This is a genomic window from Nonomuraea sp. C10 (assembly GCF_008017515.1).
GTDB classification, from domain to species: domain Bacteria; phylum Actinomycetota; class Actinomycetes; order Streptosporangiales; family Streptosporangiaceae; genus Nonomuraea; species Nonomuraea ferruginea.
Genome location: NZ_VPFF01000001.1, coordinates 4,622,348 through 4,636,658 on the forward strand (window position 1 = coordinate 4,622,348; position 14,311 = coordinate 4,636,658).

A 14,311-nucleotide genomic window follows, 5' to 3' on the forward strand; every position below is an offset into this window, starting at 1 on the left:
CGGGTGTCACCCCCGCAAACAGGCACCGCTGCGGCGGTCCGTCAGGCCCTGGTCCATTCGGCGCAGCCGGCCGTCTGGAAGCTCTTGTCGGTGGCGGCGATGGTGACGGTGGCCGGGCCTGAGGGCATGCCGGCGTCGATGACGTCCCCGATGTCGCCGGTGGTGCTGTTCATGCGGGCCCAGTAGCACTGGCCCGTGCCGCCCGCGGGGCCGGTGGTGCGGTAGGTGCCGGGCTGGATGTCGACGCCGACGACGAGGGTGCGCATCGACGCGAGCGGATCGCCGGGGTTCGACGTGACGGGGTCGTCCGGGGGGCCGGCGGACGGGTCCGAGGTGACGGGGGCCGACGCGGACGGGTCGGCGGCCGGAGGCGACGCGGCAGGATCGGACGCGGCGGGGTCGGACGGGACGGCGTCGGACGGGACGGGGTCGGTGGGCTGCGCGTCGGGGTCGAGCTGTCCCTCGACCGTCACGGTGACCCGGGGAGCGGGGGCCGCCGCCAGCTCTCCTGACCCGAGCCCGGTGAGGAAGCCGATCAGGAAGCCCAGCACCCCGGTCAGCCCGGCGACGAGCAGGATGATCGTCGGGCTGCTCGACGCGCGCGGGTAGTCAGGCGGGGGGCGGTACATCACCTGGACAGCGTCCCACCCGCGTCAGCGGTGGAGGTAGTCCACCAGTGAGGCCTTCTCCGTCTCCAGCTCCTCGATGGTGTTCTTGACCACGTCGCCGATGCTGACGATGCCGGCCAGGCGGCCGTCCTCGACCACCGGCATGTGCCGCACGCGGTGGGTGGTCATGGTCTTGCGCAGCTCGTCGACCCGGTCGCCCGGGGCGACGGTGCGCACCTCGGCGGTCATGATCGACGAGACCGGCTCGCCGAGGATGCCCGCGCCGCGATCGTGCAGCCGGCGCACCACGTCGCGCTCGGAGACGATCCCGTCGATGGTGACGCCGTCGGCGGACACGACGACGGCGCCGATGTTGTGCTCGGCCAGCCGGGCCAGCAACTCACGGACGGTCGCGTCGGGCGCCACCGTCGTCACGTCGCTTCCCTTGCCGTGCAAGATCGTGCTGATCAGCATCCGTACCACCTCGGCTAGGAGTTACCCCGTCGTGGTTACAGGCAAGCAAGGGGGTGGGAGGCCGTCAAGGACTCCCGTAAGCTGACCGTACTTGCCATATGAAATACCACTGTTGGAGCCGCTGTGACCGAGCCTCTCAACACCGGGAGCCACGACCTGCCGATCTCCGAGGAGCTGGCCGCGTTCATGCGGACGGGCTGGGCGGACACGCGGCGGACCGGCGTGCGCGCGCTGCCCGTCGCCCCGTGGGCGGCCAAGCGGCGGGCGGCTCTGGCGAGCCGGTTCCCCGGGGAACGGCTGGTCGTGCCGTCGGGCACGCTCAAGGTGCGCAGCAACGACAGCGACTACCGGTTCCGCCCGCACAGCGCCTTCTCGTACCTGACGGGCGCGGGCGAGCCCGGTGACGTGCTCGTGATCGAGCCGTCCGGTGAGGCGACCCTCTACACGCGGCCGCGCTCCCCTCGCGAGGAGGGCCAGGAGTTCTACCGGGACCGCCGTTACGGCGAGTTCTGGGTGGGCCGCAGGCCCGACCTGGCGGAGGCGGCGGAGCTCTACCAGATCGACTGCGCGCACCCGCGCGAGCTGGATCTGAAGGGACCCGCGCGGGTGCTGCGCGGCGTGGACCCGGCGGTGGACGAGGCCGTGGAGCCCGGCGGCGGCGACGCCGAGCTGGAGAGCTTCCTGGCGGAGGCGCGGCTGGTCAAGGACGAGTGGGAGATCGGCGAGCTGCAGGCCGCGGTGGACGCGACCGTGCGCGGCTTCGAGGACGTGGTGCGGGCACTCCCGCAGGCGCTCGGCCACCCGCGCGGCGAACGCTACCTGGAGGGCGTGTTCGGGCTGCGCTCGCGGCTGGAGGGCAACGCGGTCGGCTACGAGAGCATCGTGGCCTCCGGCGCGCACGCGTGCGTGCTCCACTGGATCCGCAACGACGGACGTCTCGACCCGGGCGACATGCTGCTGCTGGACGCCGGCGTGGAGACCGACACCCTCTACACCGCCGACGTCACCCGCACGCTGCCGCTCTCGGGCCGGTTCGGGCCGGTGCAGCGGCAGGTGTACGAGCTGGTCTACGAGGCGCAGTCGGCCGCGATCGCGGCGCTGCGGCCGGGCGTCCGGTTCCGCGAGTTCCACCTGACGGCCATGCGCGTCATCTGTGAGGGCCTGCACGAGTGGGGCCTGCTGAAGGACTCCCCCGACGCGCTCATGGAGACCGGGCTCTACCGCCGTTACACGCTCTGCAGCAGCGGCCACATGCTGGGCCTGGACGTGCACGACTGCGCCAGGGCGCGGGCGGAGACGTATCTGGACGGCGTGCTGGAGGAGGGCCAGGTGCTGACCGTGGAGCCCGGCCTCTACCTCCAGCCGGACGACCTCACCCTGCCGGAGGAGTTCCGAGGGCTGGGCGTCCGCATCGAGGACGACCTGGTCATCACGGCCGACGGGGCGCGGCTGATGTCGGCGGCGCTCCCCCGCCACCCTGACGAGGTGGAGAGCTGGATGTCGGTCCTGCTCGGCTGATACCTGAGGACGACGCGAAGACCGTACTCAGGGTCGATGGCGCCGCCGGCGGGCCCGTCCGACGATCGGGTCCACCCGACGATTGGACGCGTCATGCGAAGATCTGTCCTGATCCTCAGCCTCGTCATCGCCGCGGTCCTCCCCCTCGTGCCCGTCTTACCGGCCGGCGCCTCGGGCGGGATCGCGTGGACCCCCTGTCCCGAAGCGCCGGAGGTCGAGTGCGGCACGCTGACCGTGCCCGTCGACTGGGACGACCCCGGCGGGCCGACGCTGGACCTGGCGCTGGCCCGCCGCAAGGCCACCGGTCCGGGTGCCCGCGCCGGCTCGCTGGTGATCAATCCGGGCGGTCCCGGCGGCTCAGGGGTGGACGCCGTGATCACGAACCGGATCGCCTTCACCGCCGAGCTGACCAGCAGGTTCGACGTGGTCAGCTACGACCCGCGCGGGGTGCGCCGCAGCCATCCCATCCGGTGCTCGCTGGAGCTGGCCCTGCGGGCGCCCGACCCGCTCACCGTCGGCAACCGGGCGGGCTTCGAGGCGCTCCTGGCCCACAACGAGCGCTACCGGCAGGACTGCCGGGCCCGCACCGGGCCGCTCTTCGACCACGTCGACACCGGCAGCGTCGTGCGGGACCTCGACGCGCTGCGCGCCGCGCTCGGCGACCGGAAGCTCACCGCCTACGGCCTCTCGTACGGGACGCTGATCACCCAGCTCTACGCCGAGCGCTACCCGCACCGGGTGCGGGCGCTGGCGCTGGACAGCAACATGGACCACAGCCTGCGCACCCGCGCCTTCCTCGACACCGAGTCGCGGGCGGCGCAGGACTCCTTCGACGAGTTCGTCTCCTGGTGCGGGCGGACGGAGTCCTGCGCGCTGCACGGCAGGGACGTGCGGGCCGTCTGGGCGGGGCTGCTGGAGCGGGCCGAGCGGGGCGAGCTGCCCTTCCCCGGCGAGCCCGGCGTCCGGTTCACCAGGACGATCCTGATCAACCAGGTGTTCGGCGCGTTCTACGGGCCGGCCTTCGCCCAACTGGCCCGGTTCCTGGTGGCGCTGGAGACCGGCGGGCCCGCCGAGCGGCTCCTGGCGGCCGCCCCGCAGGAGGAGACGGTCAACGACGCGTCGCGGGTCTTCTGTCTCGACTATCTGCTGCCGGTGCGCGACCACCGCGAGTACGCCGCCCACCTGCGCCGGTCGGCGAAGATCGCGCCGGACATGCTGATCAGCCCGAACGCGCACGGCATGCTGGCGGCCTGCGCCGGCACGCGGGCGCCGATCCCGAACCCGCAGCACCGGCTGCGCGTCGACGGCACGCCGCCGCTGCTGCTCGCCAACGCCCTGCACGACCCGGCCACCGCCTACGAGTGGGCCACCGCCGCCGCGCGGCAGATCGGGCGCGAGGCCCGGCTGCTCACCTACGAGGGCTGGGGGCACGGCGTGTACGGCATGGGCGACTGCGCGACGGCGGTCTTCGACCGCTACCTGGTCGATCTGGAGATCCCGGCCGAGGGTGCCCGCTGCCCGGCGGTGCCGCCGTCGGAGGGCACGGCCACCCTGCGCGACGCGCCGCCGGACACTCCGTTCCCCGGCACCCCGGGCTATCTCCTCAGCCGGTGGCGGGCCTGATGTTCTGGTTGAGGCGGAAGACGTTGTCGGGGTCGTACTCGGCCTTGATCGCGGCCAGCCGGGCGTACTTCTCCTCGCCGTAGGAAGCCCGCACGCGGTCCTCGTCCTGGTCGGTGAGGAAGTTCACGTACGCGCCGGTGCCCCGGGAGTACGGGAGCAGCGCCGACCAGGCGTCGCGGGCCCACGTCCGCTCCTGTTCCAGGGCGTCCGCCGTGGGTGTGAGCGCCATGACGGACAGCGTGTAGTGCGGCTCGCGGCTGCCGCCGAAGGCGGTGGCGTCGTCCGGGATCGAGCTGAAGGCGCCGTCGAGGCGGAACGCCGGTATGAACGACATCGGCGACCCCTTGAGCGCCGCCTGCTCGCAGAGCGTGGCGATCATGTCCGTCCCGAGCGACGGCAGGTCGAGCGCCTTCTCGTAGGCGGGCGTCCCCCACGGCACGGTGTCGTCCAGCAGCGACTGGAGCTGCGGGTACGACATCGGCGCGGCGAACGAGAACAGCGGCGGCAGCGCCCGCGTGATCGGCTCCAGCACCGAGGCGTGATGCCGGGGCGAGCCGAACCCGGCCACGATGAGCGCGTGCCCCTGCCGCAGGCGGTGCTCCTCGGGGACGAACGGGGCGGGCGGCGCGCTCATCCCGAAGGCGATCAGCACGCCGACGTGTTCCGGCAGGCTCCGCACGGCCTGGTCGATCGTCTCGATCGCCTCGGGGCCCCGCTCCGCCTCCCAGAACAGGACCCCCACCTGCACCTCGGGCCCGACCGGGTGCAGCCGGAAGGCGAAGGAGGTGACGACGCCGAAGTTGCCGCCGCCGCCTCGCAGCGCCCAGAACAGGTCGGGATGCTCGCGGGCGGAGGCGTGCACCTGCCGCCCGTCGGCGAGCACGACGTCGGCCGACTCCAGGTTGTCCACGGTCAGCCCGTGGTCGTGGCTCAGCCAGCCGAAGCCGCCGCCGAGCGTCAGCCCGCCGACGCCGGTGTGGCTGATCGTGCCGCCGGGCGTGGCCAGCCCGTACACGTGGGTGGCCGCGTCGAGATCGGCCCAGGTCGCACCGCCCCCGCAGGACGCCCACCGGCTGGCGGCGTCGACCTCGATCTGCCGCAGCGCGCTGAGGTCGAGCATGACTCCGCCGTCGGTCACGGCCAGGCCGCCGAAGCCGTGGCCGCCGCCGCGCACGGAGATCTCCAGGTCCTCCTGCCGGGCGTAGGCGACGGCCGCCTCAGCGTCGTCGGGCCCGCCGCACCGGACGATCACGCCGGGGTGGCGGTCGACGGCGCCGTTCCAGATCTTCCGCATGCTCTCGTAGCCGTCGTCCTTCGGGGAGACCACACGCCCGGCGCATCTCTCGCGCAGTCCTTCGAGCCCGCTTCTGATGAGCTGAACCATGTCGCACTCCCAGGGCGCGCTATAGGCGAACCTCAATTAATCGTAGGTTTCGCCGGATTTGTGGTTGGTTGGCGGATGGGCAAATCCGGGTCACGGTGTACGTTGCGGACATGGCGCTGGTGATGGGCGGTCGGCCTGACGAGGTGGACGCCCCGGTGACGTTGCTGACCTCCGCCGAACGGGAGCGGGCCGCGCGGTTCCGGCACGAGGCCGACCGCCACGCCTTCGTCGCCGCCCACCTGCTGGTCCGCCTCTGCGCGGCCGAGCTCCTCGGCGTCGCACCGCACCGGCTCACGCTGGCCCAGGTCTGCCACGTGCACGGCCCCGGCCACGGCAGGCCGTACCTGGAGGAGGCCCCGGCGGTGGGCGTCAGCCTGAGCCACACGCGCGGCTACGTGTGCGCCGCCGCCGGCCACGGCCGCGTCGGCGTCGACGCCGAGCGGGTGCCGCCCGGCCCGCTCGACCGCATGCTCGCCGGGATGGCGCTCACTCCCCGCGAGCGGAAGGAGGCCGGCGGCAACGAGGACCTGATCCGGGTGTGGGCGCGCAAGGAGGCGCTGATCAAGCGGGGCGAGCTGACCCTCGACGAGCTGTCCGCCCGTGAGGGCGACTGGGCGGGCCGGCATCTGCTGGAGTGGCGGGCGGAGCCGGACATCCTGGTGGCCGCCATCACCGACACCCCTGCCAGGAGAGCCGCCATCCCCGGTTAACCTTGATACGAGTCCCACAGGCGGCGCCACCGTCGTGGCCGGCCGCCGGACGTGTCCCGGATAGGAGATCATGAGCGCGCCTCGCTGGCTTTCCCCCGCTGAGCAGCGTGCCTGGCGAACCCACCTGGCGCTGCACAAGCTCCTCATGCACCGCCTGGACCGGGAGCTGCAGGAACACGCGCTGTCGCTGAACGACTACGAGATCCTGGTCAACCTCTCGGAGAGCCCTGGCCGGCGGATGCGCATGAGCGATCTGGCCGACGCGACGATCCAGTCCCGCAGCCGCCTCTCCCACCAGATCTCCCGGATGGAGGCCAAGGGGCTGGTCGTCCGCGAGGACTGCCGCGACGACCGGCGCGGCACCTTCGCGGTGCTGACCGACGAGGGCTGGGACACCATCCAGCGGGTGGCGCCCGTCCACGTCTCCGGCGTCCGCGAACACTTCGTCGACCGGCTGACCGACGACCAGCTCGGCGAGCTGGAGGGGGCCTTCGCGCCGATCGTGGAGCATCTGAAGAAGCTGCGCTGACACCCAACCGATACCGGCGGCGCGCGCGGCGCGCGCCACCGCTCGCTACGATCCGCTTCATGCTGAGAAAGCTGCTCCTCGTCCTCCTCGTCGCGGGTCTCACGGCCTGCTCGTCCGGCGGTGGCGAGGAGCTGCCCGCGGGGTCCGACCTGATGAAGAAGGCCGCGGCGGCCATGCGGTCGGTGAAGTCGGCGGCGTTCTCGATCGCCACGGACGGCAAGCCGAACGTCCCGGTCAAGAAGGCCGACGGCCGGCTGACGGCGCAGGGCGACGCCGACGGCACCATCACCCTGGAGGTGTTCGGCAGCCTCCAGGAGATCACGTTCGCGCTGATCGGCGACACCGTCCACTTCAAGGGCCCGACCGGCGGCTTCCAGAAGCTCACCCGGCGGGAGCTGGCCCAGCTGTACGATCCCTCGCTGATCCTCGACCCCGCCAAGGGCATCGCCCAGTTGCTCGAATCCGCCTCCGACCCGCTGGTCCAGGCCGAGGAGGGCGGCGCCTACCGAGTGGCGACCGGGTTCTCCGAGCAGACGCTCGGCACGCTCGTGCCGGGGGTCACCCAGCCCGTCAACGGCACGGTCTGGGTCGACAAGGCCACAAGCAGGCTCACCAAGGTCGAGCTGCCGCTGCAGGGCGGCAGCGTGAGCGTGACGCTGGCCGACTACGACGCGCCGGTGACGATCACGCCGCCCCCGTCGGCCGGATGAGGCGCGCGCGCCGGGTCGCGCTCGGCGTCGGCGGCGCGGTGGTGCTGCTGGCCGCGCTCGACGCGTACGTCGTGGTGACCGTCCTCATCGACATCGCCACCGACCTGGGCATCCCGCTGAACCGGCTGGAGCGGGCCACGCCCGTGGTGACGGGCTTCCTGCTCGGCTACGTGGCGGCGATGCCGCTGCTCGGGCAGCTGTCCGACCGCTACGGCAGACGGCCGCTGATCCACGCCTGCCTGGCGGCGTTCGCGGCCGGCTCGGTGCTGACGGCGCTGGCGTCGTCCGAGATCATGGTGGTGTCGGGCCGGACCGTCCAGGGGATCGCCGGAGGGGCGCTGCTGCCCATCACGATGGCGCTCATCGGCGACCTGTGGGGCGAGCGCGAGCGGCCGGTGGCGCTGGGAGCGGTCGGCGCGGCCCAGGAGCTCGGCAGCGCGCTCGGGCCCGTGTACGGCGGGGTGCTGGCGCTGATCCCGAGCTTCGCGGTGCTCGGAGTGGAGCTGGGCGACTGGCACGCCATCTTCTGGATCAACCTCCCCCTGGCGCTCGCCGCCGCACTCGCCGTCCAGTGGGGCATCCCCGCCGGGAGCGGCGCGGGCGTGCCGCCTGAGGTTCCCGTGAAGGTGCGGGTGGACTGGGTCGGGGGCGGGTTACTCGCGCTGGCGCTGGGGCTGCTGGTGGTGGGGTTGTACAACCCGGACCCGGCCGCGGCCGTGCTGCCCGCCTGGGGCCCGCCGTTGATCGGGGCGGGCACGCTGGTGGGGGCGGCGTTCGTCTGGTGGGAGATCCGCTCGCCCGTACGGTTGCTCGACCTCACGGGCGTGCCGAAGGGCCCGCTGCTGTCCACGCTGGGCGTGAGCTTCCTGACCGGGGCGGCGCTGCTGGTGACGATGGTGTTCGTGCAGTTCACCGCCCAGACACTGCTCGGCCTGGAGGCGCTGGAGGCGGCGCTGGTGCTGGGCCGGTTCCTGATCGCGCTGCCGGTGGGGGCGCTGCTGGGCGGGCTGCTGACGCGGCGGTCCGGCGGCCGCGTGGTCACCGCGGCGGGCCTGCTGGTGGCCGCCGCCGGCTACGGGCTGATGAGCCGATGGCCGCTGGAGCTGGCGGACGCCCGGCTGATGATGGACGCCACGCTGGTGGTGGCGGGCCTGGGCGTGGGCCTGGTGATCGCGCCGGTGTCGGCGGCGGCGCTGCGGGTGACCCGGCCGGCGCAGCACGGCGTGGCGTCGGCGGCGGTCGTGGTGGCCAGGATGATGGGCATGCTGATCGGCATCGCCGCCGTCTCGGCCTGGGGTTTCTACCGCTTCCAGTCGCTGACCGCGCACCTCGACACGCCGGTGCCGTTCGGCGTCGAACCCGCCGAGTACGCCCGGCGGCTCGCCGAGTACACCGCCGGGGTGCGGGGCGCGCTGCACGTCGAGTACACCGAGATGTTCCTCGTGACGGCGTTCATCTGCCTGCTCGGCGCGGCGCTGGCGTGGTTCATGCCGCGTCGCTCCACAACACGCTCAACGCTCGTATAACTCCCACTCCTGGAGCATCGACCGGGACTACGCTGTTCCTCCTCACATCGAGAAGCAGGGGGCGAGCGTGTATGAGATCGGTGTTCTGCGTCCGCGCGAACTGGGGACGTCGGAGATCGACGCCTGGCGGGAGATGCAACGGGAGCAACCGCATCTGGACAACCCGTTCCTGAGCCCTGATTTCGCCCTGGTGATGGGCGAGGTCAGCGACCGGGTCCGGGTCGCGGTGATCCGCGACGGTGACGGCATCGCCGGATTCCTCCCGTACGAGGAACGTTCCGGCGTCGGGGCTGCCGTCGGCGCGTGGGTGTCGCTGTGCCAGGGGGTGGTGCACCGGCCGGGCGCCGTGTTCGAGGCGGGCAGGCTGCTGCGGGCGTGCGGGCTGCACGTGTGGGAGTTCGGCTGCCTGGTGCGGGACCAGCCGTGGTTCGCCCCGTACGTGACCCTGACGCAGGACGCGGTCGTGCTCGATCTGACCGAGGGCTACCAGGCCTATCTGAAAGGGCTGCGCGAACGGTCGCCGAAGTTCCTCAAGACCACCCAGTACAAGGAGCGCAAGCTCGGCCGCGACGCGGGCGAGGTGACGTCCACGTTCGCGGTGAGCCCCGGCGACGTCGAGCAGTTCCGGCTGCTGCGCACGTGGAAGTCGGGGCAGTACGCGCGCAGCGGCCGCGCCGACCGGTTCGCCCGGCCGTGGGTGGTGGAGCTGGTGGAGCGGCTGCACGCCATCGACTCCAAGGACTTCGGCGGCGTGCTGTCGATGCTGTACGCGGACGGCACGCCGGTCGCCGGCCACTTCGGGCTGCGCAGCCGCTCGACGCTGGTCGGCTGGTTCCCCGCGTACGATCCGGAGTTCGCCAAATACTCCCCCGGGCTGATCCAGCATCTGCGGATGGCCGAGGCGGCGGCGGAGGCCGGGCTGGACGCGATCGACCTGAGCGTGGGCGCCGGCTACGAGTACAAGGACGCGCTCGCCAGCAGGACCGTTCCGGTGGCCGAGGGCGTGGTGCGGCGGCGGACGGCGCGGGCGGGCGTCCACTGGGCGCGCACCGAGCCGGTGCGGCTGGCCCGCCGGGCCGTCCTCGGCACGCCCGCGCTGTACCGGCTGGCCGACCGGGTGCTGAAGAGCTACGGCAAGCGCCGGGTGACCTCGTGAGGTCCCCCGGCCGGCTCCGGCGAGCGCGGGGTCGCGTCGTGGAGGCCGGCCGGACCCGCGACCCGCGCCGGACGGCGTCATGAGGGCGACCGAGCTGGAGGCCCGGATGGGCGAGCGGCTCGGGCAGGGCTGCCTGCACGTGCCGTCGGCCCGGTTCGGGCTGCTGCTGGCGCTGCGCCACTGGTTCCGGCCCGGCGACCGGGTGCTGATCGCGCCGACGAACTGCGAGACCGTGCTCTTCGTCGCGCTGGCCGCGGGGCTGACGCCGGTGATGGCGCCGGTCTCGGCCCGTGACGGCAACATCGACGTCGACCGGGTCGACTGGTCCGGGCTGGCGGGCGTGCTCACCACGCATCTGTACGGGGTGCCGGACCGGGTGGCCCGGCTGCGCGCCGCGTGCGACCGGCACGGGCTGGTGCTGGTGGACGACGCCGCGCACGCCTTCCAGACGGAGGCCGACGGCCGGCCGGCCGGGCTGTGGGGCGAGGCCGGGGTGTTCAGCCTGGCCAAGCACGGGCGGGCGATGTCCGGCGGCTTCCTGACGGCCGCCGATCCGGCCGCGCTGCGGGAGCTGGCCGCGGCCCGCGAGGAGCTGCTGCTGCCCGGCCCGGCGCGGGCCCAGGTGTCGGCCGTGCTGCGGCCGCTGCTGCGGGAGGCGGTCTACCGGACCGGGCTGGTGCGGCCGGTGTGGCACGCGCTCAAGCGGCTCGGCCTCATGACGTGGACCGGCCATCGCTACCCGACCACCGCCGGCGAGGTGGCCAAGGCGGCGGGCGACCTGGACGCGATGGACCCGTGGCTCCGCATCGACCTGGACGACTGGCGGATGCGCCCCGGCCGCGCCCTGCTGCGCCTGCACCGTTCCCGGATCCGCGCCATCGGGCGCGAGCGGGAGCGCAGGCTGGCCGGGGTCGCGGCGCTGCGCGCCACCCCGTGGGCCGCGCCGGGGGTGACGGACGCGCCGGTGCGGCCGCTGCTGCGGGTCCCGCTGCTCGTGGCCGACCGCGACCGGGTGGTGGCCGCGCTGGAGTCGCACGGCGTGGTGCCGGGCTTCGTGTACGACCCGCCCCTCGACGACTACCTGACCACGATCCTGCCCGCCGACCCGCTCGATGCCCACCCCTCGATTCCCCCCGCCGACCCGCTCGACGGCGACCGCCCGATCCCCACCGCCGACCGGCTCGATGCCGACCGGCTGTTCCCCACCGGTCCCACGCCCGGTGTCGCGCGCTGGTGGACGGGGCACGTGCTGCCCGCCGACCCGCTCGACGCCGGTCGCCTGATCCCGTTGCTGGAGCGGCTGGGTGTCCGGCCGCCGCTGGAAGGACCGCCTCCTGATGACGAGTGACACAGGGGCGGTCCCGCGCCGGACCGGGCTGGTCGCCCGGCTCCGCACCGACCTGCGCGACCCGCTCTTCCTCCAGGGCTACGCCCTCATGGTCAACACCGCGGTCACGGCGCTGCTCGGGCTGGGCTACTGGTTCCTGGCCGTGCGGCTGTACGACCCGGCCGCGTTCGGCCAGGGCCAGCTCATGATCACGGCGATGCGGCTGTTCTCCTCGCTCGTCGGGCTGGCGTTCGTGGGGGTGATGGCCCGGTTCATCCCGGTGTCGGGGCGCGGCACGGGCGGGCTGGTGCTGCGCGGCTACGGGGTGGCCGGCATCACGGCGGTGCTGGCGGCGCTCGGGTTCCTGCTGACGCTGCCGTTGTGGGGGCCCGCCTACGGGGAGCTGGCCGGGTTCGTGCCCGCGGTGGTGTTCCTGGCGTCGGTGCTGGTGTGGACGATCTTCACCTTGCAGGACGTGGTGCTCGCCGGGCTCCGGCAGGCCGTCTGGGTGCCGGTCAACAGCACGGTGTTCGGGCTGGCCAAGATGGTGCTGCTGGTCGTGCTGGCCGGGGCCCTGCCGGTGGGCGGGCTGTACGGCGGGATCTTCGTCTCGTGGATGGTGCCCACGGCGCTCGCCCTCATCCCGGTCACCTTGCTGATCTTCAAGGTGGCGGTGCCCCGGCACGTGGCCCGCACCGGCGCGAACGCCACCCCGCCGCGGCTGCGGGAGATCGGCCGGTTCGTGGCCGGCGACTTCTCCGGCACCCTGTCCACGCTGCTCGTGCTCTACCTGGTGCCGGTCATGGTGGGCGCCTGGCTCAACGACGCCGAGCTGTTCGGCTACTTCTCGATCGCCCACACGCTCGGCTGCATGATGGGGCTGCTGGCGGCCAACATGGCGGTCTCGCTGACCGTCGAGGGCTCTCTCGACGCCGGGCGGCTGGCGCGGAGCACCCGCGACGCGCTGCGCCGCACCTTCCTGATCGTCGGGCCGGTGGTGGCCGTCGTGGTGGCCGGGGCGCCGCTGATCCTGCGGGTGTTCGGGCCCGAGCTGGCCGAGGCCGGCACGCCGCTGCTGCGGCTGATGGCCGTCGGGGTGCTGCCGATGGCGCTGGTGGAGATCCGGCTCGGCACGCTGCGGGCCCGCAGCGAGGCCAGGAAGCTGGCCACCGTGCAGATCGGCATGACGCTGCTGGTGTTCGCCACCGTGATCGCGCTGTTCCCGGTGGCGGGCGTCACCGGCGTCGGCTACGCCCTGCTGATCAGCCAGACGGTGACCGGGCTGTGCGTGCTGCCCGGCCTGCGCAAGGTGCTGGCGCTCCCCCGTACCGGCTGACCCGCCGTCCGGGGAGCCCGGACGGCGGGCCGGGCCGCTACGGCGTGAGGCGGTGCAGGTCGCGCGGGAACGCGGTGACCTGGCGGATGTTCGCCGCGCCCGTCAGGCGCGCCGTCCACCGCTCCAGCCCGATGGCGAACCCGCCGTGCGGGGGCATCCCGTACGCGAACGTCCGCAGATATCCCTCGTACGGCTCCGCGCTCTCACCGCGGGCGGCCAGCGCGTCCAGGTAGTCCTGATGGCGGTGCAGCCGCTGTCCGCCGGTCACCAGCTCCAGCCCGCGGAAGAGCAGGTCGAAGCCGTTGGAGTAGCCGGGCCTGCCGGGGTCGGGATGGGTGTAGAAGGGCCGTTTGGCCATCGGGTAGCCGGTGACGAACAGGAACTCCGAGCCGTGCTCCTTCAGCGCCCACTCCGACAGCCACCGCTCCTGGGCGGGTGAGAGGTCGGGCTCGTCCTCGCCCGTCATCCGCTGCGCCTCGGTGAAGTGGATCGCCGGGATCTCGTCGGGCACCCCCGGCAGCTCGGCGCCGAGCAGGGCCACGGCCGGGGCGGCGCGCTCGCGTACCGACTCCAGCATGCCCGCCACGGCCTCGCGCAGCACCGCCATCACGTCCCGGTGGTCGCGGACGAAGCCCAGCTCGGCGTCGAGGCTGGTGTACTGGGCCAGGTGGCGTACGGTGTCGTGCGGCTCGGCCCGGAAGACCGGCCCCACTTCGTACACCCGCTCGAACACGCCCACCATCGCCTGCTTGTAGAACTGCGGCGACTGGGCGAGGTAGGCGGGCCGGCCGAAGTAGTCGATGCCGAAGACGTTCGCGCCGGACTCGGTGGCCGACGCGACGATCTTCGGGGTGTGCACCTCGGTGAACCCGAGCCGGTCCAGCGCGGCGCGGAACCCCGCCACGCTCGCGGCCGAGATCTCCAGCGGCGCCCGCAGCGCCGGATGGCGCAGGGCGGCGGGCGCGTGGTCGAGCACCGTCGGCAGCGTCGCCGCCACCACGGGCCTGAACAGGTCGAACGGCGGAGGCTCGGCCGGCCGTGACAGCAGCTCGATCTCCGGCTCGGTCAGCTCGGCGCCGCCCGGCGCCTGCGGGTTGACGGTCACCCTGCCGGTGACCTGGACGACGCTCTCCTCGGCGGGCAGGTCGCCCGCGGTGACCGCCTGGGCCAGCCCTGAGCGGTCCCTGACGACGAGGAAGGACACGGATTTCAGCAGCCGGCGGCGATGGACCCAGCCGGCGATCGTCACTCGTTGCCCGGCGTGCTCGGCGAGCTCGGCGGACAGGACACGAGAGATCATGACAGCTCCTGATGAGGAAGGTGTATGACCCCTTGGGAGTGCGGGGGAGAAGGGAGCTCCCGGTGCCACCGCACTTTCGCCGCCCGGGAACGGGCGGCCTCTCGGACCCT

The 14,311-nt window shown here is 73.2% G+C and carries 13 protein-coding genes; 9 read left to right on the forward strand and 4 right to left on the reverse strand.

All coding sequences use genetic code 11. The features are described 5' to 3' along the window. Positions 1 to 41: 41 nt before the first annotated feature. Together FR742_RS21280 and FR742_RS21285 are read right to left on the reverse strand one after the other, a co-directional pair. Positions 42 to 632, reverse strand: coding sequence for a hypothetical protein (locus FR742_RS21280; RefSeq protein WP_148032565.1), 591 nt, complete (start codon positions 630 to 632; stop codon positions 42 to 44). Between the two features lie 21 nt (positions 633 to 653). Next, the gene (locus FR742_RS21285; RefSeq protein ID WP_148032566.1) at positions 654 to 1,082 is read right to left on the reverse strand and encodes a CBS domain-containing protein; all 429 of its coding nucleotides are present in this window, start codon (positions 1,080 to 1,082) and stop codon (positions 654 to 656) included. 123 nt (positions 1,083 to 1,205) lie between these two features. Here FR742_RS21285 and FR742_RS21290 point away from each other — a divergent pair, with 123 nt between their 5' ends. Further along, a complete protein-coding gene (locus FR742_RS21290; protein ID WP_148032567.1) occupies positions 1,206 to 2,600 on the forward strand; it encodes an aminopeptidase P family protein in 1,395 nt (464 codons plus the stop codon). A 93-nt stretch (positions 2,601 to 2,693) separates the two neighbouring features. Then, positions 2,694 to 4,223: an alpha/beta hydrolase gene (locus FR742_RS21295; protein WP_148032568.1), complete on the forward strand. Its 1,530-nt coding sequence runs from the start codon at positions 2,694 to 2,696 to the stop codon at positions 4,221 to 4,223. Here the strand turns inward: FR742_RS21295 and FR742_RS21300 are convergent. Continuing rightward, positions 4,204 to 5,607: an FAD-binding oxidoreductase gene (locus FR742_RS21300; protein ID WP_148032569.1), complete on the reverse strand. Its 1,404-nt coding sequence runs from the start codon at positions 5,605 to 5,607 to the stop codon at positions 4,204 to 4,206. The two genes, FR742_RS21295 and FR742_RS21300, sit on opposite strands and share 20 nt — an antisense overlap. A gap of 110 nt (positions 5,608 to 5,717) precedes the next feature. Between FR742_RS21300 and FR742_RS21305 the strand changes: the two genes are divergently transcribed. The 7 genes from FR742_RS21305 (at position 5,718) to FR742_RS21335 (ending at position 12,901) form a co-directional block, all read left to right on the forward strand. Beyond that, positions 5,718 to 6,317: a 4'-phosphopantetheinyl transferase superfamily protein gene (locus tag FR742_RS21305; protein ID WP_261808651.1), complete on the forward strand. Its 600-nt coding sequence runs from the start codon at positions 5,718 to 5,720 to the stop codon at positions 6,315 to 6,317. Positions 6,318 to 6,387: 70 nt separating this feature from the next. Continuing rightward, positions 6,388 to 6,846, forward strand: coding sequence for a MarR family winged helix-turn-helix transcriptional regulator (locus FR742_RS21310; RefSeq protein WP_148032570.1), 459 nt, complete (start codon positions 6,388 to 6,390; stop codon positions 6,844 to 6,846). Between the two features lie 59 nt (positions 6,847 to 6,905). Continuing rightward, on the forward strand, positions 6,906 to 7,556 hold the full coding sequence (locus tag FR742_RS21315) for an LppX_LprAFG lipoprotein (protein WP_148032571.1): 651 nt from the start codon (positions 6,906 to 6,908) through the stop codon (positions 7,554 to 7,556). Further along, complete coding sequence (locus tag FR742_RS21320; protein ID WP_148032572.1) at positions 7,553 to 9,082, forward strand: MFS transporter; 1,530 nt, start codon at positions 7,553 to 7,555, stop codon at positions 9,080 to 9,082. The genes FR742_RS21315 and FR742_RS21320 overlap by 4 nt, the downstream gene beginning before the upstream one ends. A 67-nt stretch (positions 9,083 to 9,149) precedes the next feature. Beyond that, entirely contained in the window at positions 9,150 to 10,238 is a 1,089-nt protein-coding gene (locus FR742_RS21325) for a GNAT family N-acetyltransferase (protein ID WP_261808652.1), read from the forward strand. A gap of 79 nt (positions 10,239 to 10,317) precedes the next feature. Then, on the forward strand, positions 10,318 to 11,586 hold the full coding sequence (locus tag FR742_RS21330) for a DegT/DnrJ/EryC1/StrS family aminotransferase (RefSeq protein ID WP_148032573.1): 1,269 nt from the start codon (positions 10,318 to 10,320) through the stop codon (positions 11,584 to 11,586). Next, positions 11,576 to 12,901, forward strand: a complete 1,326-nt coding sequence (locus FR742_RS21335; RefSeq protein WP_148032574.1) for a lipopolysaccharide biosynthesis protein — start codon at positions 11,576 to 11,578, stop codon at positions 12,899 to 12,901. Before FR742_RS21330 ends, FR742_RS21335 begins: the two co-directional genes overlap by 11 nt. A gap of 37 nt (positions 12,902 to 12,938) precedes the next feature. Here FR742_RS21335 and aspS read toward each other — a convergent pair whose 3' ends face one another. Then, entirely contained in the window at positions 12,939 to 14,201 is a 1,263-nt protein-coding gene (aspS, locus tag FR742_RS21340; RefSeq protein ID WP_148032575.1) for an aspartate--tRNA(Asn) ligase, read from the reverse strand. Positions 14,202 to 14,311: the final 110 nt, after the last annotated feature.

What these genes read in the sequence shown, in the direction of transcription:
- FR742_RS21285 (WP_148032566.1), bottom strand. Translation starts at nt 1,082, where the DNA reads ATGCTGATCAGCACGATCTTGCACGGCAAGGGAAGCGACGTGACGACG.
- FR742_RS21295 (WP_148032568.1), top strand. Translation starts at nt 2,694, where the DNA reads ATGCGAAGATCTGTCCTGATCCTCAGCCTCGTCATCGCCGCGGTCCTC.
- FR742_RS21300 (WP_148032569.1), bottom strand. Translation starts at nt 5,607, where the DNA reads ATGGTTCAGCTCATCAGAAGCGGGCTCGAAGGACTGCGCGAGAGATGC.
- FR742_RS21305 (WP_261808651.1), top strand. Translation starts at nt 5,718, where the DNA reads ATGGCGCTGGTGATGGGCGGTCGGCCTGACGAGGTGGACGCCCCGGTG.
- FR742_RS21310 (WP_148032570.1), top strand. Translation starts at nt 6,388, where the DNA reads ATGAGCGCGCCTCGCTGGCTTTCCCCCGCTGAGCAGCGTGCCTGGCGA.
- FR742_RS21315 (WP_148032571.1), top strand. Translation starts at nt 6,906, where the DNA reads ATGCTGAGAAAGCTGCTCCTCGTCCTCCTCGTCGCGGGTCTCACGGCC.
- FR742_RS21320 (WP_148032572.1), top strand. Translation starts at nt 7,553, where the DNA reads ATGAGGCGCGCGCGCCGGGTCGCGCTCGGCGTCGGCGGCGCGGTGGTG.
- FR742_RS21330 (WP_148032573.1), top strand. Translation starts at nt 10,318, where the DNA reads ATGAGGGCGACCGAGCTGGAGGCCCGGATGGGCGAGCGGCTCGGGCAG.
- FR742_RS21335 (WP_148032574.1), top strand. Translation starts at nt 11,576, where the DNA reads ATGACGAGTGACACAGGGGCGGTCCCGCGCCGGACCGGGCTGGTCGCC.
- aspS (WP_148032575.1), bottom strand. Translation starts at nt 14,201, where the DNA reads ATGATCTCTCGTGTCCTGTCCGCCGAGCTCGCCGAGCACGCCGGGCAA.